Here is a 23,290-nt window from a genome sequence, read left to right as displayed (position 1 = left end):
TCTGCGCATTATTCTGGTTAGCCGCTGCAGGCGCTGCCAACCCGCAGAGTGCAGACGATCGGGAGTTAGTTTCCCGGGCACAAGAATCACCGTCATTCAATACCACCCCGCCTGCGGGTCAATCCAACAGGCCAAAGGTAGAGGTGAAGCTGTCTCAAACCGAAGTCGTTCCCGGTGAAGCAGTCACCTTGCAGATTACCGTACTGGCACCCACCTGGCTTACCAAACCAGTAGAGTTGCCTTCACTCGACCACCCCAACCTCTCGGTCACACAAGCCGATAGATCCACCGTTTCCACAAGCCAGACCATTAATGGCAGCACATGGTCCGGGGTAATCCGCGAGTATCAGTTGGTTCCGCTTACCCCAGGCATATTCCGGCTTCCCTCCGCAAAACTGGAAATACACTACCGCGACCCCAACGGCAGTGACGACCTGGCAACCGAAGTCGCACTTGCAACGGAACCTCTCGCGCTCACGGCCACCGCACCCAAAGGCGCGGAAAATCTGACCCCCTATATCGCCGCGCGCGACCTGACCCTGGAGCAGAAAATTGACGGCGATTCCGAGAACCTCAATCCCGGCGACAGCTTCAGCCGCACCGTGACCGCCCGAATTCAGGGGTCCACTGTCATGTTCGTGCCACAGATACTGAACACCAGTACACCGAACGGGCTCGCGGCCTACGCGGACACCGCCGAAGCCGAAGACAGTGGGGAAGAGTCCGGCACCAGGGTGGAGAAAATCACGTATGTTGCAGAAGCAGCAACCAGAGGTGAATTGCCCGGCGTGACACTGCAGTGGTACGACCTGGATGAGGGCAGCATTCGAACGGCCACACTGGACCCCGTCAAGGTGCGCGTGAAAGGCGCTGCGGCACTCCGCCCCCTTTCTCCCGAGTATTGGCTGGCGACGGTGGCGCTGCTCGGCGCTCTTGTCTGGCTCGCCTGGCAGTACCTGCCGGCTGCTGGCAGGCGTATGCATCAGCGCTACACAGAAAAGCGAAAAGCGAGTGGCACCGAAGCCCTGCGGCGACTTCAGTCCGCGATCAAACAGCAGCAGTACTCCTCGGCTCTCAGTGCAGCCATGGAATTACGCCCGCAGGCAGACTATGCGCACTCCGACATACCAAAGGCTCTGCTCGCTCTGGGGCAGGCCCAGTACGGCAATACACCGGCCGCCGCGAGTGCCACGCCGCTCTGGCAAGCGCTTGAGCTGGCAGCAGACGCCTACGCCGCTTCCCGCAAGCGCGAAAAGCACCGACGGTCGCTGCCGCCGCTCAACCCGACCGGCACTCCGTGAGTCCCGGGAAGAGCCGACCTGAACGTCAGGTGAACCAAAACCGGGGAGTCTTGCTCCAACCCGCCCCGATATGAAAAAAAATTATCGCGCGCCAGCGGCCCCGATGAAAAACACGAACTAAGGTTTAGGGAGCACCAATTTCAGAGTGGAACTTCACTGCAGTACTTTGGGAAGGTCTATGAAATTTCTGAACAGGCTTCGCAATCTGGCCGCGACCGCGGTTCTTGTGTTTTGCGCGCCTACCCTGGGGCTTGCCGATCCACTCCCCTCGTGGAATGACGGTGAGACCAAAACCGCCATCGTCGATTTCGTGGAAAAGGTGACCCGAAAAGGCTCCTCGGACTTTGTCGAGGTAAACCAGCGAATCGCCACCTTTGATAACGATGGCAATCTCTGGGCAGAACAACCGGCCTATTTCCAGCTGATTTACGCGTTGGACCAGGTCAAGAAGATGGCCTCCCAACATCCGGAGTGGAAAACGCAGGAACCCTTTGCCTCCGTTGGGAACTCCGACGGAGACTACCAGATACTGGAGTGGGCCACCGCCGGTAGCGGCCCTCGCTTCGGCCTGCTGCTGCATCACACCGATGCAAAGGGGGAGTGGGCCTATGATCGCAAATCCCATATCGGCCAGCTGAACAAGGCCCTGGACGACGCCAGCAAAAAGGGCTGGACCGTCATCGACATGAAGAGTGACTGGAACAAGGTATTCCCTTTTGACCAACCGTGAGAGCCGATTCCGCGGGCTTACGCGCTCTAAAACACTATCCCACACCCGGAGGGAATCATGAGAAAACTTGGTTTACGAAGCTTACTGAAAGTGCCTATTTCCGTAGCTGCGGCTGCACTCCTCTGTGTCTGTCACTCCGCCGTACAGGCCCAGGACAAACCAAATATTCTGGTGATCTGGGGCGATGATATTGGTGTATGGAACATCAGTGCGAACAGTCGCGGCATGATGGGGTACATGACGCCCAATATTGACCGGATTGCGAAAGAGGGGCTGTCGTTTACCGACTACTACGGACAGCAATCCTGTACTGCCGGGCGCGCGGCCTTTATCGGCGGTAGTGTGCCTGTGCGTACCGGCATGACGAAAGTAGGCTTGCCCGGCGCTAAAGAAGGCTGGCAGAAAACCGATGTCACAATCGCTACCGTAATGAAAAGCCAGGGGTACGCAACTGGGCAATTCGGCAAGAACCACCAGGGCGACCGCGACGAGCACCTGCCAATCAATCACGGCTTTGATGTGTTCTTTGGCAACCTGTATCACCTCAATGCCGAGGAAGAGCCGGAGAACCGGGACTACCCGAAAGATCCGGAATTCCGCAAGAAATATGGTCCTCGCGGTGTCATCAAAGCGAGTGCCGACGGCAAGATCGAAGACACCGGTCCGCTTACCAAAAAACGGATGGAGACCGTGGACGAGGAAACCCTTGCCGCGGCCATGGACTTCATCAAACAACAGGTACAGGCCGGCAAGCCCTTCTTTGTATGGTGGAACGCAACCCGGATGCACTTCCGGACCCACGTAAAAGAAGCGCACAAAGGCCTTTCCGGCCCTACCGGAAACAATTATCAGGATGGAATGGTCGAGCACGATCAACATGTCGGGCAGCTACTTAACTTACTGGATCAATTGAAAATTGCCGACAACACCATTGTGTTCTACTCCACCGACAACGGCCCACACTTTAATACCTGGCCCGATGCCGGCACCACCATCTTCCGCAGTGAGAAAAACTCCAACTGGGAAGGCGCCTATCGCGTGCCCGCGTTTGTGCGCTGGCCCAACAAATTCCCCGCAGGGAAAATGCTCAACGGCATCGTTTCCCACGAGGACTGGCTGCCAACCCTCGCTGCCGTAGCTGGTGCCCCGGACATCAAAAACAAATTGCTCAAAGGCGTCAGCCTCAATGGTCGCAGCTATAAAAACCATATCGATGGTTACAATATGCTGGACTACTTTACCGGTAAAACGGAAGAGTCCCCTCGCCGTGAATTCATCTATGTAAATGACGATGGCCAGATTGTGGCAATGCGCTACGATGCGTGGAAAGCGGTGTTTCTCGAAAACCGCGGACAGGCCTTCGAAGTATGGCGCGAGCCGTTTACCGAGTTGCGTGTACCCCTGTTATTCAATCTGCGCCGCGACCCTTTCGAGCGCGCCCAACACAACTCCAACACCTATAACGACTGGTTCCTGGACAGAGCCTTTGTACTGGTACCCATGCAGGGCATGGCGGCGCGCTTCCTCAAATCCATGGAGGAATACCCACCCAGCCAAACACCGGGCTCATTTAATCTCAAGAAGATCGAGGAACAGTTGAAGGCCGGTGCGGGCGGCAGTAACTGACTTTTCTCGGCTCCAACGAAGAGGGCCCATACCTTACGGTATGGGCCCTCTTTTCTGCCGTATCAGCGACTAATTTGGCGAATTCCAGATAGGTGACGCAGAAGATTCTGTTCCCGGAGCGTCGAAGCCCTCCTCCGGCTTCTATAATCTTCCCGTTCGTCAGTGTGAATAATCTGCCACACACACAGCACCGCACCATCCGCACACCACTACCGTTTTATGGGGGTAACATGGCCCAGGGCTCGAGAAAGGCTGTTCTATACGCCATCTGTGTAAACGCCATCATCACCGTTCTGAAGGGAGTGGCGGCTCTCGCGACTCATTCCGCCGCAATGATGAATGAAGCGGTACACAGCCTGATGGATACCCTGAACCAGATTTTTCTGCTGATCGGGCTGAAACGCGGTGGCCGACCGGCCGACAGTCACTATGCATTCGGTCACGGGCAAAAGAAGTACCTGTGGAACCTGTGGAGTGCCATCGGCCTGTTCTCCATCGGCTGTGGCCTCGGCCTTGCACATGCTTGGCACGCCTGGCAAAACCTCGGTCATGTGGACCGCCCGGAGGCCATTTCGATTCTCGGATTTGATATCGCGCCGATCTGGGTATCCGGTGTGGTGCTGTTTATCGCCCTCGTTCTCGAGGGCTATGTACTGATGGTCGCGGGAAAAGAATTTTTTTCACGCATGCGTGCAGAAGGTAAGAAAAACCCGTTCCGCTATCTGGCGGATGCAGATGACCCCACACTTATTGCCGTACTGCTTGAGGACAGCATCGCGGTAACTGGCGTAATCCTCGCCGCTACAGGCATTGGCTTGACCCAGACTACGGGCAACCCCATGTGGGATATCGGCTTCTCGGTCTCAATTGCCGTCATGCTGGGATTGACCGCGATTTTCCTCGGCAAGATCAATATGCGCTACCTGACAAATATCCGCGACAAGGACGCCGAGCGGGCATTTCACGACATCGTCAAGCATCACCGGGAGGTAGAGCGGTACCACGACCTGAGATCGGTAATTGTGGATGACACCCACACGGTCGTCGTTGCGGAAATTGAAGTGCGCGAGGAGGTCCTGATGCGGGGCATGAACGAACGCATAGACCGACATGAGCAACAACTGCTTGACCGAGTCGCCGAACACCGCAGAACCGACGCCGTACTCGAGTATGCCGAGACGCGGGCCATCGTACAGGCAACCCTGGAAGCAACCGAAGAGTTAATCGATGAGCTCGAGGCGGAACTAAAGCAGCGCTGCACGCGGGTATTTCATCTGACCATCGAGATCAATGGTATAGCGCCACCATCGAAGCTGGATGTACCGGAGCGGTTGAGAGAGAAGCCGCTCTAAAATACGGCTTCATATACACAACACATTGGATATCCAACAGCTGTAAAACCGCAGTGCCTCAAATAGTTGACGTACTGCGGTTTCCGGCTTCACTTGGGTGGGAGCGTTCCCGCAAATTCGACACCGCGGGTCACCCATCCGTCCAGGTCGGCGGCGATTGCATCCTCCTCAACGTAAACCATACCTTTCAGCGGGCGACCGGTGAAATCCATGGGCCGGGTGTAACGCTCGCCGAGCGCTGCCTGATAATTGTCCGGCCCCACGCGCACCATCAATTCCTCACCCACCACGCCACAGGCCATATTGCCATTTAACATAAAGGCCAGCCCACCAAACATCTGCTTCTCACTCAGTCCATCTTCCTCTTGCAGTACTCCGCGGACTTTTTCTACCAGCTCTTCACTGTACGACATGGTTAACTCCTTGCTCTTTATATCAATTCCTTACCCCAATCACTTCACCGGGGTACGCTTCTGCAGGGCAGAGGCTATTACCGGCCTCAGGTCTTCAAACACAATATCGTCGCTATCGCGAAAGTTCAGGCAACCGGTGCCGCATTTCGCCGAGGGGTGCTTCTCCAGATATGGCTGTATGTGCTCCCGCGCACAGGTATACAGCGACAGGTAGCTCTTCTGGCTCGCCAGCGCCACCCAACCATCGCCAAGCGCATAGGTAGGCATTTTGTATTTCATTGAGAGGGTGACGTCGGGGAAGTTGGCAATCACCAGATTGTGGAGCTTTTGCACGCGCTCGCTACGCTTGGTCGAAAGCTCGCTGACGTACTCGGCCAGAAGCTGCGGGATGGAATCTGACGTGGTTTGCGATGGTGTGTCCATGCGTAAAATGTTATTGCGCTTATTGATTACAGTGTAGCAAAGAAATCAAAAAGTGCCCGGTCAGTCAGGGACTATTATTCCAACCGGCCCACTACCGCCCGCGCTGCCGAGGAAAAAACAAGCGCCAGGGTATCAGGCCAACATCTCCAGCCGGCCGCCATTCAAGTGGTACATGGCGCCAACGATCTTGATCTTGCCCTCCTTCTCCATCTTCGACAGAACCCCGCTTTCATCGCGAATCTCCTCCATCGCCCGGCGCACATTGTTCGCCGCCACCAGGTCGACAAACTCGGCGTTCTTGCTCGAGCGATCACCGTCATACCTGGTCGCTTCTACTGCCGGCTTGATCTCATCCAGAAGCTCGGTCAACTTGCCCAGCTTCACGTCATCAATGGCACCTTTAACCGCACCGCAGGCAGTATGCCCCATCACCAGAATCACCTTGGCACCCGCGGCCGCACAGGCAAACTCCAGGCTGCCCACAATATCGTCATTACAGATATTGCCGGCCACCCGTGTATTGAAAGACTCACCCAGCCCCATATCCAGCAGAATTTCCGCCGGCGTACGTGAGTCAATACAACTCAGGATCGCCGCCGCCGGGAACTGCCCCGCGGCACTCGCGCGCTTCTGCGCCAGGTAATCGTGCTGTTGCATCTTACCCGAGCGAAAACGCTCATTGCCCTGCTGCATCATCGCAATCACATCATCCGGGCTCATCGCATCCCTCTGCTCCTTGGACAAGGCCGCAGCAAAACTGACACCCGAAAAACTCATCAACCCCGCCCCAGCCGCCATACCGGCAAGCCCCGCCGTCAGCGCGCCTTTCAGCGCCTGTCGACGACTGGCCCCGGCGCGATAGCCGGGATGCGAGGAAGTTTTTTTGTGGATGCTCGAGCGATTCGGTTCATTGCACATAATCGAGTCCGCTGAAAAAAATGTGCCGGCGTGGTTATTACCATCGGACGGCATTGGCGTGAAAGGCCACCCTGTGAGGAGCTAATTTCAGTCTAGACGAATTTGGCGACAAGCAAGATTCACGATCGAACCGCATGAATCAAGAGGGAAGGCTGCGTAGCGGGTAAGGGTTTTCAGGAGCGTCGCAAACAGGAGGTTTGCGCCGCAGCGCCCAGGGATGGGTTCACAGCGATCCTGAAAACCCTTACCCGATGCGCAGCCGCCACGGAAGAAGTTCGAAGCCACAAAAAAGCCCCGGGGGTACCGGGGCTTTGGGTTCGCCTGCAAGCAGGCTCCTACGGGGATTGGGCGTATTAATCCACAAACACTCGCGCATTGCGGAACAGGCGCATCCAGCCGGAATCCTCTTCCCAATCGTCCGGGCGCCAGCTGTTGCTGACCGCGCGGGCTACACGCTCCGGGTGCGGCATCATGATGGTCACGCGGCCGTCCTCAGAACACAGAGAAGTGATACCGTTGACCGAACCGTTCGGGTTGGCCGGGTAAGTCTCGGTAATCTGCTGATTGTTGTTCAGGTAACGCATCGCAATAGTGCCAGACTGCTCGCAAGTCTCCAGCGCCTTCTGATCCGCAAACTCCACACGTCCTTCACCGTGGGCAACCGCCACCGGCATATAGGAACCCGCCATCCCCTTGAACAGTACAGACGGAGAGTCTTCCACGCCCACCAGCGCAAAGCGCGCCTCATACTGCTCAGACAGGTTGCGGACAAAACGCGGCCAGTGGTCGGCACCAGGAATCAGCTCCTTGATCACCGAGAACATCTGACACCCGTTACACACGCCAAGGCCAAAAGTGTCCTTGCGGTTAAAGAAGCCTTCAAACTGATCGCGCGCGCGGTCATTGAACAGAATGGTCTTCGCCCAACCCTCACCGGCACCAAGCACGTCACCGTAAGAGAAGCCACCACAGCCCACCAGGCCCTTGAACTGATCCAGTTCCACACGGCCGGCAAGAATATCGCTCATATGTACGTCGACAGCATTGAAGCCCGCGCGGTGGAAGGAGTGCGCCATTTCCACCTGGCTGTTGACACCCTGCTCCCGCAGGATGGCAATCTTCGGACGCACACCTTTCTTGATGTAGGGAGCCGCAATGTCTTCGTTCACGTCGTAGCTCAGGCTCACGGACAGACCCGGATCCTGCTCTGCTGTCTTGGCAATAGCGTCGAATTCCTGCTTCGCGCAATCGGCGTTGTCACGCAGGGACTGGATTTGATAGCTGGTTTCACTCCAGATCTGCTGCAGTTCCGCGCGGCTGCGATTGAAAATCACCTGGTCTTCACGGGTGATACGCAGGTGTTCATTTTCATTCAGCTCACCAATGCGGTGCGCAGGTACGCCCACGGACGCAAAGCGCATCGCCAGCATATCCGCGTCGGCACTGGGCACCTGCAGGACTGCACCCAGCTCCTCACTGAACAGTGCGGCAATGGCGTCGTCGCCCAGATCATAAATTTCCACATCGACACCCACACGGCCGGCGAAACTCATCTCCGCCAGGGTCGCAAACAGACCACCGTCAGCGCGGTCGTGGTAGGCGATGACTTTTTCTTCTTCCAGCAATTCCTGCATCACATCGAAGAAGCCTTTCAGACGCTTGGCGTCGTCCAGGTCGGCGGGCAGGTCACCCAGCTGGCTGTACACCTGAGCCAGACAGGAACCACCGAGGCGGTTTTTGCCAGCACCCAGATCGACCAGGAGCAGTTCGCTCTCGCCTTTTTTCATCTTACGCAGCTGCGGGGTAACCACTTTGCGTACATCGCTTACCGGGCTGAAGGCGGAAATCACCAGGGACAGAGGCGCGGTAACCGCCTTGTCTTCACCGCCATCGTTCCAGGCGGTGCGCATGGACATGGAGTCCTTGCCCACCGGGATAGTGATATTCAGCTCCGGGCACAGCTCCATACCCACCGCTTCCACGGTGCGGTACAGCTTTTCTTCCTCACCCGGGTGGCCTGCGGCACACATCCAGTTGGCGGAGAGCTTGATGTCGGAAAGCTGTTTGATCGGCGCACAGGCAATGTTGGTAATCGCCTCACCTACCGCCAGGCGACCGGAGGCCGGCGCGTCCAGCAACGCTACCGGGGTGCGCTCGCCCATGGACATGGCCTCCCCTTTGGTGCTGTCGTAGGCCACGGTAGTCACCGCGCAATCTGCCACCGGCACCTGCCAGGGGCCGACCATCTGATCGCGGGAAACCTGGCCGGTAACGGTGCGGTCGCCGATGGTGATCAGGAAGTTCTTGCTGGCGACGGTGGGCAGGCGCAGTACGCGCTCGGCGGCTTCTTCCAGTTTGATATTGCTGGTATCGAAGGCGGTGGTTTTTGCTTCCACCTTCTCCGCAGTACGGTGCATCTTCGGCGGCTTGCCGAACAGCACGGACATGGGCAGGTCGACCGGCTTGGCGTCGAACTGGGTGTCGTTCAGGGTCAGGTGCTTTTCGCTGGTGGCTTCACCTACTACCGCGAAAGGCGCGCGCTCGCGCTCGCAGATTTTCTCGAAGCGCGCCAGGTCTTCCGGCATCACCGCCAGTACGTAACGCTCCTGGGATTCGTTACACCAGATTTCCAGCGGGCTCATGCCCGGCTCGTCGGAGGGCACGTTGCGCAGCTGGAAGTTGCCGCCGGTACCGCCGTCTTTCACCAGTTCCGGGAAGGCGTTGGACAGGCCGCCGGCACCCACATCGTGGATAAATGCAATGGGGTTCTTATCACCCAGCTGCCAGCACTGGTCGATCACTTCCTGGCAGCGACGCTCGATTTCCGGGTTCTGGCGCTGTACGGAGGCGAAGTCCAGGTCTTCGGAGCTGGAACCGCTCGCCATACTGGACGCCGCGCCGCCACCGAGGCCAATCAACATGGCCGGGCCGCCCAGGGCAATCAGCTTGGCGCCGGGTTTGAATTCCGGCTTGTCCACGTGCTCTTCGCGGATGTTGCCGTAGCCACCGGCCAGCATGATCGGCTTATGGTAGCCGCGGCGCTCGCCGTTGAAGTCTTCTTCAAAGGTACGGAAATAACCGCAGATGTTCGGGCGGCCGAATTCGTTATTGAAGGCAGCCCCCCCAATCGGCCCTTCAATCATGATGTCGAGGGCGGTGACGATGCGCTCGGGCTTGCCGTAATTTACTTCCCACGGTTGCAGGTGTCCGGGGATCTGCAGGTTGGAAACGGTAAAGCCGGTGAGGCCCACTTTCGGCTTGGAGCCACGGCCCACGGCGCCTTCGTCGCGGATCTCGCCGCCGGCGCCAGTGCCGGCACCGGAGAAAGGCGCAATCGCGGTGGGGTGGTTGTGGGTTTCCACCTTCATCAGCAGGTGAATGGCTTCCTGGCTGAAACCGTATTCCTTGGTTTCCGGATCCGGGTAAAAACGGCCGGCCTTGTGGCCAACCACCACCGCGGCGTTATCCGCGTAGGCGGACAGTACGTCTTCGCCGCCCTTGCGGTAGGTGTTCTTGATCATGCCGAACAGGGAGTTGGGCATGTCTTCGCCGTCGATGGTCCAGCTGGCATTGAAGATCTTGTGGCGGCAGTGCTCGGAGTTCGCCTGGGCGAACATCATCAGCTCCACATCGGTAGGGTTGCGTTCCAGCTCTTCAAAGCTGGTGAGCAGGTAATCGATCTCGTCTTCCGCCAGGGCCAGGCCCAGGGTGACGTTGGCTTCGGCCAGGGCTTCGCGGCCGCCGTCCAGCACATCCACGGTGCCCATGGGGCGCGGCTTTTCCACCTGGAACAGCGCTTCAGCCTGCTTCAGCTCGGTGTAGACGCTCTCGACCATGCGATCGTGGAGCTCTGCCGCCAGCAGCTTGCGTTCAGCGTCGGTTAATTTGACCCCGGTAAGGTAGTAGGCAACTCCCCGCTCAAGGCGGTGGATCTCGGTCAGGCCCGCATTGTGGGCGATGTCGGTCGCCTTGGACGACCAGGGCGAGATGGTGCCCGGGCGCGGGACGACCAACAGCAGCTCGCCTTCCGGCTGGTGCTTCTCTTCGGTGGGGCCGTACTGCAGCAGACGCTCCAGCAGCGCCTGATCCTTTTTGCCGAGCTTTTTGCTGTCGGCAAAGTGCACAAACTCGGCGTAGACATCCTCTACTGCAGGCAGCAGGGCGCGGAGTTGGGTGAGCAGTTTTTGATGGCGGAATTTCGACAGTGCGGGAGCACCACGCAGAACTAGCATCGCGGGAGTTGGCCTCTTGTCTGGATTTGAGCGCCTGCGGGCGGAAGCATCAGATCGGTTAGGACGTGCCACGCAGGTACACCGGGAATCGGAGCGCGCGCATTGTACCCGAAGCATCGCCGCTCCAACACTGTCAAGCGGGCATCCGGCGGTGAAACACTGTCAGTACCCTCGATCGCAAAGCGAATGTGGCCGGATTGGCGCTGGCGGCAACCCCAAATTAACGAGTACCGCAACCAATCCGACACCGTCCACTACACTGAAAAGTGGATCGAAACAACCCGATCAATCACAAACTCAGAGGGCAACTCTGGTCACAATTGGTCAGACTCCCCATGTATGAGGTAAAATTGCCGCGCTTTCGCCTGACCCTGTTCAAATAATAGGCAAAGCCCGGCAGCACGTGCGGTTTTCAGGAAGGGTGGCAAGTCGATACGCCACGAATGAAGACCACAGAGGAAAGTCGCGAGGCGCAGCGGATCGCGCCCGCAGCAGAGCAAGGATACCGGCCCAGGACCAACCGGATGAAGGGGCTCCGCTCTGCGTATCAATAATGCTAACGAAAGGATTCGAGGGGACCGCCTATGATCATGAAAAGCCGACTGTTGCGATACAGCCGCCGCCTGTTGAAGGGGGTGGCCTTGGCCTGTTGTGCTTCTCTTTTGGTGGCAAGCAAAGCGCCCAGCCTGCTGGAGCGGGTAAAGACGTCCGGCAAGCTGGTTGTACTGTCCCAGAACGGACCCACCACCTATTACGAAGATGCCAACGGTCACTACACCGGATTTGAATACGGCATGCTGCGCGAGTTCGCGCGCGAGCTGGGCGTCGAGCTGGAAATCCGCGACGTACACGACCTGAGCCACCTGTTCAGCGAACTGGAAAATCCGGAGTCCGGCGCGCACCTGGCTGCGGCGGGCCTTACCGTCACCTCCGAGCGCCGCGAACAGGTCCGCTTCGCCCCGTCCTATTTTGAGATCCGCCAGCAGATCATCTACCGCCTGGGCGAACGGCGCCCGCGTAGTGTCGCCGACCTGGAGGGCAAGAACATTGCCGTTATCGCCGGTAGCGCCCACGCCGAGCAGCTGCGCAAGCTCTCCCATCGCTATGAAGGCCTGAGCTGGGAAGAGATTTCCGACGTGGACGCCATGGAACTGGTGGAAATGGTCAACGAGGGCAAGTACCACTACGCCGTAGTGGACTCCAACGCTTACGCGGTGCACCGCGGCCTCTACCCGAATACCCATATCGCCTTTAACCTGACCCAGTTCCAACCGGTTTCCTGGGCCTTCCCCAAGGGCGAAGACGACACCCTCTACCGCGCCGCGCGCAACTTTATGCTGCGTGCCAATACCAGTGGCCTGGTGGCGGAACTGCGTGAACTCTACTTCGGCCACGTAAGCAAAATGAACGTGGGCGGCGCCAAGACCTTCGCCCAGCTCACCCGCGACCGCCTGCCGAAATGGCGGGAAGAACTGCAGAAGGCCGCCGATAAATACGAGCTGGACTGGGAGCTGCTGGCGGCACTGAGTTACCAGGAATCCCACTGGAACCCCCGCGCCAAATCCCCCACCGGGGTGCGCGGCCTGATGATGCTGACACGTGCCACCGCCCGCGAGATGGGCGTAAACCGCCTGGACCCGCTGGAGAGTATTGATGGCGGTGCGCGCTACTTCCTGCAGGTGCGGGACAAGATCCCCGAGCGCATCCGCGAGCCGGATCGCACCTGGATGGCGCTCGCCGCGTACAACGTCGGTTACGGCCATCTCGAAGATGCGCGCGTGCTCACGCAACAACTGGGGGGCAACCCGGACCGCTGGTCCGACGTGCGCGACCACTTACCCCTGCTTGCCAAACGGCAGTACTACAAGAACCTGAAGCACGGTTATGCACGCGGCTGGGAGCCGGTCACCTATGTGCAGAACATCCGTCACTACCAGGCTCTGTTGACCTGGACCAGCCGCATCGAAGAGCAGCGCCTGGCAGCTGCCGCCGCCAATGACGACGGCGAAACACTGGCAGACATTCCGGCTGCCGAGGCCGCGGCATCCCAGTCCGCGCTGTAAAAGCTCCGCGGTTTGCAACCAAAACAGGCGACCACAGGTCGCCTGTTTTGGTATTCGGCTGAGCTCCGGATCACAAAACCCACTGCCTCACCGTGCAAGTCACCATTTTCCTCCTATGCTTATCTCCAGTGGCCCGATCATTTCGGCGCCAGCCATAGATCACTACGAGGAACCTCTATGATTCGTCACCTGTTGCTCGCCAGCCTGATGGCTACCATTGCGATCACCGGTTGTAGTCGCAAGTCGGACACCCATGAGCCCGACGCTTCAGCCAAACCAGAAACCGAGGTCGTGGAAGAGACGACTGTTGTCGAGGAAGATACCAGCGCGCCGGATTATGACTCTCCGTCATCGACCGGTGACGCGGCTGCCGACAACAACGGCGACAGCGCTACCCCTGCAGAAAGCCCCAATAGCGAGGGCCAGTTGATCTGCAACGCCGAGTGGTTTGAATGGGTCAACAAACAGGTCATGGCAACCCAGACCGAAGCCATAGCCGAGCACTATCCTTCGGGACTGCCGCTTGTGGGCTCCAAAGACTGGTTTACCGCCATGGATAAACTCACCGGCGGCGATGGCGCACACGGCCCAGACGGCGGTAGTGACGAGTGGTGCTTTATGATGCAACAACGCCTCGGCAACACCGACTAAAACACTTCTACAGCAGTTAGCGCCGTCTCAGTTACACACGGGAGCTCAAATGAAGAATGTAAAAAACTCTCTCCTTGCGGTCACCCTGGGTGGCATCGCCGCGGTAGCCGCAGCACAGGCCAGTGCCAAAGAAGAAATGCCGCCTCCGGGGGCCATGGCACTGTCGAGTCTCATCACCAAACTCGAACAACAGGGTTATACCCCCGTCGTCGATGTCTCCCTCGATAGGGGCCGCTGGGAAGTAGAAGCCTACAAAGAAGGGCGGAAGTGGGATCTCGAGGTGGATCCCAATAGTGGCGAAATTCTGGAAGTGAAAGAGGACAGAGACTGACGACGCCTTACCTCAGTAACGTGAAAACAGCCTCCAGGGATTCTGTCGAAAGCCGGGCACTGCTCCAACAACTGGAGCAGTTTCTTGGCCGTGAACGCGTTTTGACAGACCCGCAACGCAATGAGCACTATCGCAAGGGATTTCGCTCCGGAGAAGGCGCGGCACTCGCGGTGGTGTTTCCCGGCAAACTGCTGGAGCTGTGGGAGATTCTACAGACCTGCGTGGACGCTGGGGCCATTATCATTCTGCAGGCCGCGAACACTGGCCTTACGGAAGGCTCCACCCCCAGTGGCAATGACTATGATCGCCCGGTTGTTGTTATCAATACCCTGCAGATGAACCGCATTCACCTGCTCGGTGACGGCGCACAAACCGGTGAACAGATTGTCGCCCTCCCCGGCGCGACCCTGCATAGCCTGACCAAACTACTCTCGCCCCTGCAACGCTCGCCCCACTCGGAAATAGGCTCTTCCTGTCTCGGAGCCTCCATTGTCGGCGGTATCGCCAACAACTCCGGCGGCGCACTGTGCCAGCGCGGCCCCGCCTATACCGAGCTGGCGCTGTACGCCCAAGTCAGTGCGCAAGGCCAATTGCAGCTGATCAACCACCTGGGTATTGAACTCGGGGAAACCCCACAGGAAATACTAACCAATCTCGAGAACGGCACCTTTATTCAGGTACGAGAGCTTCCCCACCCGGACAACCTCGAACGGCCGCGTATGGCCTCGGACCGGGAATACGTGGAGCGGGTGCGGGACGTGGATGCGGACAGCCCCGCCAGGTTTAATGCCGACCCCCGGCGCCTGTTCGAAACCAGCGGCTGCGCCGGCAAGGTCGCGGTCTTTGCGGTGCGCCTGGACACTTTCCCCATCCCCCAGCACACCCAGACGTTTTACATCGGCAGTAACGACGCCAACGTCTTCGCGCGGCTGCGTCGAGGTTTATTGAGCGAACTGCCCAGCATTCCGGTACTCGGTGAATACCTGCACCGGGATATGTTTGACCTGGCAGCGGATTACGGCAAAGACAGCTTTTATACCATCGAAAAGCTCGGCACCGGCCGCATGCCCCACTTCTTCGCCCTCAAGGGTCGCGTGGACGCCTGGCTCGAAAAGCAGGCCTGGCTGCCCCGTTTTTTCAGCGACCGGCTATTGCAGAAGATCAGCACACTACTCCCCCAGCACCTGCCCAAGCGCATGCTGGAGTACCGGGAGAAGTACCAGCACCACCTGATCGTGAAAATGGCTGACGAGGGCGTAGAGCCCGCACATCAGTGGCTGCAGACATTCTTTGCGAACGAAAAAAACTCGGGAGAGTTTTTTGCCTGCGACGCGGCCGAAGCCAGCAAGGCCATGCTGCACCGTTTTGTCTCCGCCGGCGCCGCCATGCGCTATCAGGCCGTGCACAGTAAAAAAGTCGGGGAGCTGCTGCCGCTGGATATCGCGCTCAGGCGCAACGACATGGATTGGGAAGAAAAGCTGCCGGCAGAAATCGCGGACCAGCTGGAATGCAGGCTCTACTACGGCCACTTCCTGTGCAATGTGTTCCATCAGGACTACATCCTGAAGAAAGACGCCGACCCGGATGCGGTTAAGAAAGCCATGTTACAACTGCTCGACCAGAGAGGCGCCTGCTATCCCGCGGAACACAATGTCGGCCATCTCTACCAGGCCCCCGATACACAGAAAGCCTTCTTCGAAAAACTCGACCCCACCAACACCTTCAACCCGGGCATCGGTAAAACCGACAAGCACCGGCGCTGCTGTAATTGCGGCTGAGCGCCCGCCGCCGTAGCCGCAAGTATTCCTTTGAATTGGGCGCTCCCCACATTACCAATAAGCGGATAAAGGTAATTTGGGGAACGCCATGCAGTATGCCGCCGCCCGCGTCAGAGTCGTCGCCTGTGCTTCACTTGTAGCCGCGCTGACACTGTTCACCGCAACGCCACTTTACGCCCAGCAGCCAGGTCCATTCACGGCCAATGACTTCCAGTTTTCCGGACCTTCCTCAGGTCCGCAGATACCACCAAACCTGTACGGCCCGGATCTGGATGGAAGCACACCGTCGGAAATCGATCTGAGCGCCGGTGCAGTGCGGGTGCGTCTGCAACGGCTCGGGTTTCACTCGTTCGATCGCGTACAGTTCCGCAATGGATACTGGAATGTGGTGGCCTATCACGGCAATAAAAAACGCCAGCTGACGGTGCACCCGGCAACTGGCGTGATTCGTTCGGACAGGCCTTACTGCAACAATCGCTGCAACCGCTACCAGGCAAGTGAAGAGTTCTAAAGGCCCCCGGATCAGTCGTCTGCGGCAATCGCAAACAGCAGATCGCTGAAGGCGCTGTTGGCCGCCAGGGAAGCGGACTCCTCCATGGTGTGATAACCCGTGGTGGGAATCTGTAACGTGGTGCCCTGCACGAAGCCCGACGACGCACTCGCAATCCGCCCGAGCTCGGTACTGCCGAAGGACTGGGGTTCCTGACCTTCGGCCACCGCCTTTTTGTTTTGCGCTTCGATATAGCTGTCTTTGTAGCTATAGCTAATACCCTGGGTATCGCATAGCGCCGCCAACCGCTCGGTCGTCCCCGCGTGAAACTGTGCATTCGCATCCCGCCTGCGCAATACCACCTGCTGTGCATCGGCACTGGTGCGGTCCGGGTAGGGGCTGGTGTCCACCACAATCAGCTTGTCAGTACCGCCATTGAAGCGGCGGAACCACTCCAGCAAATAGCGCCAGCTACTACCGGACTCTTCCTGTGCGGTAAAAAAAGCAGTGCCTTGAAAGCCGAGGCTGTAAAGGTGGACCAGGTGTGCTGCGGTGAGTACGTTATCCAGCTGCGCACTCAGAATGCCGTCATTGATTTCCAGACGATCGGTGAAAGCCACCGGAGTACCGGCAACCACATGTTCGAGGCCAGCGACCTCGAATATCAGGTTGTTCCGGTAACCGCAGACGTAGGCTCGACGGATGACACCGGACCCGAAATAGGAACCGGACCAAGGTTCGTAAGCGGTGACGGTAACTCCCTGGAAGCGGTCGACGATTTTGGTCATCAGCTTTTCGGAAACAGAGTTCCCCAGTAAATCGGAGCGGCGACCAGATACAAAGGCGGCGTACTGAAACTCATTGGGTCCGGTGCAAATCAAACCATGGCGGTCGATATGCGCGGAAAACTTGGCACTATTGGGACGCTGCCCCTGGGCTACCAGCAGGCCCTCGTACCAGGTAACGCGCGCGCCCCGCTCTTCAAGCTCGCGCTGCAATACCCGGAAAAACGAATGCTCTGCACCTACCACACTGGGGCTGCGCACCAGCAGTTTTAGCAGGTCGATAAAATGTTCAGTCTGTTGCATTGGCTGCTGGCTCCGCCCGCTGGCGTGGGATATTTGCGGAGTATATCCAGCAATTTCGCCAATGAGCGATCGTTTTTTAACGCTACTGCATTACCCGGGTCAGAAACCCGTAAACCCGCTCCGCAGTCGGCGTAAACCAGGGCTCAAATAGCCAGTAAGGGTGCGGCGCATCCACGTGGGTCATTACTTCCGTAACAACACCGGCACCACTCAAGCGCGCTATATATTGATCCCGCCCGGCGTGAAAGCGCGGGTGGCTGCTGTTGACGAACAGCGTGGGGGGAGCGCCAGCACCCGCGTACTCAAGTGGAGAAGCCTGTTGCCAGAGATCCGGCACATTCTCGTAACGACCACCGAACCAGGCGCCCGCCGCCGAAGGGATTTTGCGCGGATCATTTTCATGTCGCAATGCCATAGGCGTAGTGAAACTGACAATGCCGTCCAGATTGACAATGGCCTGAACCGAGTCTTTACCAGCGGACTGTACCGTTTCAAATATGGACAAGCCCGGGGTTACCCCCACGAGCGTGGCCATTTGCGCGCCCGAAGAGGCACCGATAACGGCGAGGCGCTCAGGGTCAATGCCGTAAAGACCCGCCTGCGCCCGCAACCAGCCAAGCGCAGACTTAACATCCTGTACACCCGCCGGGTAGCGGGCTTCCGGCGACAGGCGGTACTCTACCGTCGCGGTGACAAATCCCCGGTTGGCGAGATACCTTGCCATGGGTTCCTGCAGAGTGCGGTTACCAGAGCGCCAGCCGCCGCCGTGAACGAGCAGTACAGCCGGTCGGTCGGACCCGGGCTGCCGCCCCTCAGGAAGGAAGAGATCCAGATGCAGAGCGCGCGACCCGACACGGCGATACACCACGTCCCGTAGGATTTCAGTACCCTGCCCAGGCGCCACCCGTGCAACTTGAATGTCTGGATAAGTCTTGCGGGCTTTGTTAAAGGCGGATTGAACGTTAAACGAGTCGTCGAGCGAAATTCTGACAGCCGGCTCGGCTTGCTCGAGCAACTCGCGCGATAACCTCGACAGCCAGGCATCCACATCTTCCGGTACCGCCAGGGAACGGAATACCGGCACCTGCCTGGGGTATCCCTCAACCGAATCCTGACTATCAATAATACGCCCCTGTCCCGCCATTACCTGCGCGATAATTCGTTGATCCACGGCACCCCGCTCGGCGGGCCGGGCACCGACGGTTTTCAATAGCTCGCGAGAGAGCATCTCGGCAGGTATCGTGCGCAAGCCCTCGGGCCAAAGTGGTTTCTCCTCCAGCCGCCGAATATCCCCCTGTACGATATTCATCGGCTCGCCATCGAGGTTCCACACCAGGTTATCCTCTAGATAAACATCCCCCTGATAGGACACCAGCGCGAGATCACTGTAAGTGTCGCGCCCGTACTGCAGGACATTGCCCACAACCGCAACCCGCGGATTCACCGGCGCCGCGTCAACATCCCGCCATTCGTCTTCGATATAACCCAGCTGAATGGCCGCAGAGCCCGGGTTGTAAATCAAATTGTTCACAACCACACCGGTGGTATGCGCCTTGAAATACGGATTGCGGCGATCATTGTTGGCAAACAAATTGCCGACCACCGCAACGTCACGTACAAAATCATGTACCAGCAGCCCTTTAGAATGCTTGCCTTTTCGGTGGGTGGAGTAATCCAATCCCTCGGCGATGATTGAGTTGCTGATCGTAATTTGTCGGCTGGTGGCGTCAGGCCCATCCGTGCGCGCCCCAGAAGCCGACATATTCTCGTCAACGGCCCAACTGGTGGAGCAATGATCGATATGGATTCGATAGGCATCTTTGCCCGAAATACCAATGCCATCCGGAGCCCAGCCACTGCGGGCCGGTCGCCCGACATCGCCAGGGCGCACGCGGAGGTGTTGTACTCGCACATCGTGTGTGCGGATACTCAGGCCGCCCCGAATCAAGGTAATACCCGGGTTTGGCGCAGTCTGCCCGGCCAGGGTAAGAAACGGCTCGGTGACCACAATATTTTCCCGGTCGAGGTCGATGACACCACCCACTTCAAACACCACGATACGGGGGCCAGGCTGCCCCAATGCCCACCGCAATGAGCCCTCCCCGCGATTCTGCAGGTTTGCCACCCGAATGACCTTACCGCCACTGCCCCCAGGGGTATCCATCCCGAAGCCAGTAACCCCCTCCAAGTCGATACCGGCCAACGCTTGTGAACAACCCATCAGAAACAGCACGATCAGCGCCCAGCGATCGAAATTCCGTCTAACTATTTTCATCATCACCTCGATTTATTTTCATTATCAAAAGGCTGACCAATCACCCAGAACCCAAGAAATTTGGACTTACCAAAATAACGCATTCAGAACCTGACTTTCAAGACACCCTTTCCCTATTCATATTCCGGGGCCAATTTTGGCCTTACCGAAATATCAAAGCTCCCACCGGCAAGCTGCCGGATAGAGGGATAACACCAGGGACTTGCGGGGAGAAGGGATACAGGGTGATAAGGAACCGGTAAAGGAGAGCCGGAGAGGAGTGATAAAAAGGAAGACGGTGCGGCAAAAACGACAGTAGCGAAGAAACCACGCGAGAAATAAAAGCCGATCGACTCGTCACGTAGCTCACTGATTGGTTAGGCGAGGATCAATCGGAAACGGGAGTTGGTAAATGGGGGCGGGAACGCACTGCTGTCGTCCCTGCCCCCACAAACTCAGGGCAGTTTTTTCTCACCCTGCTGAATATCCTCGGGCTTTTCCACATGGTGCCCGGCAGTTTGCGTGGACTCCTCGATGGGCGCACGGCGCAAGATCAGAAAGCCCGAAACCCCCGCGATAAGCGACGCCAGCAACACCCCGGCCTTCGCCTGAATCAGCATTTCGGTTTGCCCGGCAAAGGCCAGCTCGGCAATAAATATCGACATGGTAAAGCCGATGCCCCCCAGCAGCGCCACCCCGGTAATATGGTGGAATGTTGAGGATTTCGGCAGCTCACCCCACCCCAGCTTCCAGCCAATCCAGGTAGCACCAACAATACCGATCAACTTGCCAAAGACCAGACCGCAGATAACACCCAGCGTCAGCGGATTGAACACGGCTTCTGTACTGGTAAAACTGTCGACAGGGATACCGGCGTTCGCCAGCGCAAAAATCGGCACCACAATAAAAGCCACCGGTGTATGCAGGCGGGTTTCCATCCGCTGTAGTGGCGACTGCACCAGGTGAATACCATTGTCCAGCGCGGTTACCCGCGCACGCAGTGCATCGTTGGCAATAATTTTATCGCCGGGGCGGAAGCAGCGATCAAAACTGCGAATAATATCCTTCACGAAAGTACTGAAAGCCACCGGGTCGTATTTTGGCTTGGCCGGAATCGCCATCGCGGTAATCACCCCGGCGAGGGTTGCGTGCACGCCGGTAACGTACAGCGCGTACCACAACAGAATGCCCACAAAGATATAGCCCGCAGAGCGGCGCACACCGGCAAACTTCAGCAGCCACAACACACCCACCAAGGCGCAGGCCGCCATCAGCGCAGTGGTATTGACGCTTTCGGTATACCAAATGGCAATCACCAGGATTGCTCCCAGGTCATCCACGATCGCCAGTGCCACCAGGAAGGTCACTACGGCGCGCGGTACACGATTCCCGAGTATGGCTATACACCCTACGGCAAAGGCAATGTCCGTGGCCATGGGGATACCCCAGCCGCGCTCGGATGGGGTGCCGCCGTTAAGGAGAAAGAAGATAAACGCCGGCACTACCATTCCGCCAATCGCGGCCATTATCGGCAGTACAGCGTGTTTTAGTTCCGATAACTCGCCGACCAGAAACTCGCGTTTGAGCTCCAGTCCCACCAGCAGGAAGAAGATGGCCATCAAGCCATCGTTGATCCAGTGGTGGAAGCTCATGGACAGGGACCAGTCGCCGAAGTTGTAGCTGACCGGCAAATGCAACAGGTGCTTGTACGCCTCCTGCCATGGAGAATTGGCGATGATCAACGCCACTACTGCACAGAGCATCAACAGTACGCCACTGCTACTCTGGCGGTGGATAAACTCTTCGAATGGCGTAACCAGGCGCCCGAACGCACTTTCCAGTGGCGCCTCAAAAACTTTGCCCTTGCGAACCCTGAACTTGCTCAGCACATTGTTTGCCATCTAACGCCAACTCCTAATATTCAGTTTCGCTATGTCAATTGGCTGGGCACAGGCTTCACGCGCCTTCCCAGTCGTGGGGGCAGAGGTTAGCATGGCAGTCATTTCCTCCTCCAGAATTTCAAAACTATAGTGCGATCCATGATCCGTCTCGACATATTGTTGGTACAGCAGGGCCTGGCCAGCTCCCGAACCCATGCGCGCAAATTGATTGATGCCGGCCGGGTACAAGTGGCCGATGCGGGAGGCCAGCGATGGCAACCGGTCAAAAAGCCCAGCCACACCCTGCGAGAGGACTCACAAATCCTCGTTGAGCCGCTACCGGAAGACCAGTATGTTTCCAGAGCTGGCCTGAAACTGGCCGGCATTCTCGATCATACTGGCCTGGATCCCAGCGGGTGGCACGCCCTGGATGTGGGCTGCTCCACCGGTGGCTTCAGCGATTGCCTGCTGCAACGGGGGGCAGAGCTGGTGGTAGGCGTGGATGTCGGCCACGACCAACTGGCCCCCGCCCTCCTCCAGGACCCGCGCATGAAATTGTTTGAGGGGCTGAACGCCCGCCACCTGACCAGCGAGCTGGTATCGCCCTGGGGGAACAACGGATTTGACGCCATCGTCATGGACGTGTCATTTATCTCTCAAACCCTGATACTGCCCCAATTGCCCCCGATGCTGAAACCGGGTGGAGCGCTGCTAAGCCTCGTAAAACCGCAGTTTGAGGTAGGCCCTGAAGGCATTGGCAAAGGTGGCCTTGTAAAGGACTCCAGTTTATATCGCGGTGTTCAGGAAAAAATATACGCCCTGTGTACGCAACTGGATTTACAGGTAAGGGATTACATTGAAAGCCCGATCACGGGTGGAGATGGAAATCGGGAGTTTTTGCTCTGGGCAACCCGCTAATACCCCCTAACCTGCCACTCTGCTAGCGCAAAATGGCTTCCAGCTTGGCCTTGAAGCCGGGTCGGGGCACTTCCGTTGGAGAAGTGCGGCGCGGCGGGCGTAGTACGAGGTTGCCCTGGCAGTTCGGACACTCTTCATTCAACGCTGCCGTGCACTCGGGGCAAAATGTGCATTCGTATGAACAGATATAGGCTAGGTCAGAAAGGCCCAGAGGCGCACTGCATCGTTCACAGCTTGCTTTCATTTTCAGCATCGTAATCCTTCAGACTCGCAATTCATAGCCCGCTGCCAGGGTTGTGGACGTCAAAGCGGTACCCGGCCCACGCCATCACGGTGAGCCGAGTTATCCCGGACACGGGCCAACTACTTCATCGGCAGGCAGCGCCGGCAAGTCTGTGGCACGAAATAGATTACTCCGCCTCCAGCTGCTTGTCCGTGCGGGCCGCCATAATAAAATCATTCTTGTGCAGACCACCGGCTTCATGACTCCACCAGGTCACAGTCACCTTGCCCCACTCTGTGAGTAACGCAGGGTGGTGGCCAACCTCTTCCGCAATCGCGCCCACACGGTTAGTAAACGCTAACGCCTGCTTGAAGTTCCGAAACTTGAAAACCCGCTCCAGTTGCATCACATCGTCGCGAACCATAGGGGTCCACTCCGGGATTTCACGGATCAGGGTTGCCAACTCCTCATCGGATACCAGGGGGGCATCAGCCCGGCAGGCCTCACAGGCCTGCGCTGCCAGCTCGGTCATATCTGACTCCTCTGTGCACAGTACTTTATTGGTAAGGTCGAATCGTGGCACTCCGCCACAAATTCGCGATCTGCCACTTTAGCCGCC

The 23,290-nt window shown here is 58.0% G+C and carries 19 protein-coding genes; 10 read left to right on the top strand and 9 right to left on the bottom strand.

Annotated features, from left to right (window positions below; all coding sequences use genetic code 11):
* Positions 1–143 precede the first annotated feature (143 nt).
* From ACYX4K_RS03480 to ACYX4K_RS03465, 4 genes are all read left to right on the top strand, one after another.
* Positions 144–1,301 (top strand): BatD family protein, encoded by a 1,158-nt coding sequence (locus tag ACYX4K_RS03480; RefSeq protein WP_475093494.1) that lies wholly within the window; start codon positions 144–146, stop codon positions 1,299–1,301.
* Positions 1,302–1,479: 178 nt separating this feature from the next.
* Positions 1,480–2,031 carry a hypothetical protein gene (locus tag ACYX4K_RS03475; RefSeq protein WP_475093495.1) on the top strand — a complete coding sequence of 184 codons (552 nt, stop codon included), beginning with the start codon at positions 1,480–1,482 and terminating at the stop codon, positions 2,029–2,031.
* A gap of 57 nt (positions 2,032–2,088) precedes the next feature.
* Positions 2,089–3,657, top strand: a complete 1,569-nt coding sequence (locus ACYX4K_RS03470) for an arylsulfatase (RefSeq protein ID WP_475093496.1) — start codon at positions 2,089–2,091, stop codon at positions 3,655–3,657.
* Between the two features lie 230 nt (positions 3,658–3,887).
* Positions 3,888–5,009 carry a cation diffusion facilitator family transporter gene (locus tag ACYX4K_RS03465; RefSeq protein WP_475093497.1) on the top strand — a complete coding sequence of 374 codons (1,122 nt, stop codon included), beginning with the start codon at positions 3,888–3,890 and terminating at the stop codon, positions 5,007–5,009.
* Between the two features lie 89 nt (positions 5,010–5,098).
* Here ACYX4K_RS03465 and ACYX4K_RS03460 read toward each other — a convergent pair whose 3' ends face one another.
* The 4 genes from ACYX4K_RS03460 to purL all read right to left on the bottom strand — a co-directional run bounded on the left by ACYX4K_RS03460 (position 5,099) and on the right by purL (position 10,995).
* Positions 5,099–5,422, bottom strand: a complete 324-nt coding sequence (locus ACYX4K_RS03460) for a TfoX/Sxy family protein (protein ID WP_475093498.1) — start codon at positions 5,420–5,422, stop codon at positions 5,099–5,101.
* Between the two features lie 39 nt (positions 5,423–5,461).
* Positions 5,462–5,845 (bottom strand): iron chaperone, encoded by a 384-nt coding sequence (locus ACYX4K_RS03455; RefSeq protein ID WP_475093499.1) that lies wholly within the window; start codon positions 5,843–5,845, stop codon positions 5,462–5,464.
* Positions 5,846–5,977: 132 nt separating this feature from the next.
* On the bottom strand, positions 5,978–6,763 hold the full coding sequence (locus ACYX4K_RS03450; RefSeq protein ID WP_475093500.1) for a carbonic anhydrase family protein: 786 nt from the start codon (positions 6,761–6,763) through the stop codon (positions 5,978–5,980).
* Positions 6,764–7,116: 353 nt separating this feature from the next.
* A complete protein-coding gene (gene purL / locus ACYX4K_RS03445) occupies positions 7,117–10,995 on the bottom strand; it encodes a phosphoribosylformylglycinamidine synthase (RefSeq protein WP_475093501.1) in 3,879 nt (1,292 codons plus the stop codon).
* A 584-nt stretch (positions 10,996–11,579) separates the two neighbouring features.
* On the opposite strand from purL, the gene mltF reads away from it, so the two are divergent.
* The 5 genes from mltF to ACYX4K_RS03420 all read left to right on the top strand — a co-directional run bounded on the left by mltF (position 11,580) and on the right by ACYX4K_RS03420 (position 16,329).
* On the top strand, positions 11,580–13,058 hold the full coding sequence (gene mltF / locus ACYX4K_RS03440; RefSeq protein ID WP_475093502.1) for a membrane-bound lytic murein transglycosylase MltF: 1,479 nt from the start codon (positions 11,580–11,582) through the stop codon (positions 13,056–13,058).
* 177 nt (positions 13,059–13,235) lie between these two features.
* Entirely contained in the window at positions 13,236–13,709 is a 474-nt protein-coding gene (locus ACYX4K_RS03435) for a hypothetical protein (RefSeq protein ID WP_475093503.1), read from the top strand.
* Positions 13,710–13,758: 49 nt separating this feature from the next.
* The gene (locus ACYX4K_RS03430) at positions 13,759–14,040 is read left to right on the top strand and encodes a PepSY domain-containing protein (protein ID WP_475093504.1); all 282 of its coding nucleotides are present in this window, start codon (positions 13,759–13,761) and stop codon (positions 14,038–14,040) included.
* A gap of 20 nt (positions 14,041–14,060) precedes the next feature.
* Complete coding sequence (gene dld / locus ACYX4K_RS03425) at positions 14,061–15,818, top strand: D-lactate dehydrogenase (RefSeq protein ID WP_475093505.1); 1,758 nt, start codon at positions 14,061–14,063, stop codon at positions 15,816–15,818.
* 88 nt (positions 15,819–15,906) lie between these two features.
* Entirely contained in the window at positions 15,907–16,329 is a 423-nt protein-coding gene (locus tag ACYX4K_RS03420; protein WP_475093506.1) for a hypothetical protein, read from the top strand.
* 11 nt (positions 16,330–16,340) lie between these two features.
* On the opposite strand, the gene ACYX4K_RS03415 is transcribed toward ACYX4K_RS03420, so the two are convergent.
* From ACYX4K_RS03415 to nhaA, 3 genes are all read right to left on the bottom strand, one after another.
* Positions 16,341–17,396 (bottom strand): peptidase M42, encoded by a 1,056-nt coding sequence (locus tag ACYX4K_RS03415; RefSeq protein ID WP_475093507.1) that lies wholly within the window; start codon positions 17,394–17,396, stop codon positions 16,341–16,343.
* Between the two features lie 82 nt (positions 17,397–17,478).
* Positions 17,479–19,671: an alpha/beta hydrolase fold domain-containing protein gene (locus tag ACYX4K_RS03410; protein WP_475093508.1), complete on the bottom strand. Its 2,193-nt coding sequence runs from the start codon at positions 19,669–19,671 to the stop codon at positions 17,479–17,481.
* Positions 19,672–20,105: 434 nt separating this feature from the next.
* Entirely contained in the window at positions 20,106–21,551 is a 1,446-nt protein-coding gene (nhaA, locus tag ACYX4K_RS03405; RefSeq protein WP_475093509.1) for a Na+/H+ antiporter NhaA, read from the bottom strand.
* Between the two features lie 138 nt (positions 21,552–21,689).
* Here nhaA and ACYX4K_RS03400 point away from each other — a divergent pair, with 138 nt between their 5' ends.
* Positions 21,690–22,448 (top strand): TlyA family RNA methyltransferase, encoded by a 759-nt coding sequence (locus tag ACYX4K_RS03400; protein WP_475093510.1) that lies wholly within the window; start codon positions 21,690–21,692, stop codon positions 22,446–22,448.
* A gap of 22 nt (positions 22,449–22,470) precedes the next feature.
* Here ACYX4K_RS03400 and ACYX4K_RS03395 read toward each other — a convergent pair whose 3' ends face one another.
* Entirely contained in the window at positions 22,471–22,692 is a 222-nt protein-coding gene (locus ACYX4K_RS03395) for a DUF1272 domain-containing protein (RefSeq protein WP_476178823.1), read from the bottom strand.
* 166 nt (positions 22,693–22,858) lie between these two features.
* On the bottom strand, positions 22,859–23,203 hold the full coding sequence (locus ACYX4K_RS03390; RefSeq protein WP_475093512.1) for a 4a-hydroxytetrahydrobiopterin dehydratase: 345 nt from the start codon (positions 23,201–23,203) through the stop codon (positions 22,859–22,861).
* Positions 23,204–23,290 lie beyond the last annotated feature (87 nt).

The organism is Microbulbifer sp. ABF4_107 (assembly GCF_056312215.1).
Note: the sequence above shows the minus strand (reverse complement) of the source record. Positions and strands in the feature narration are given on the sequence as shown.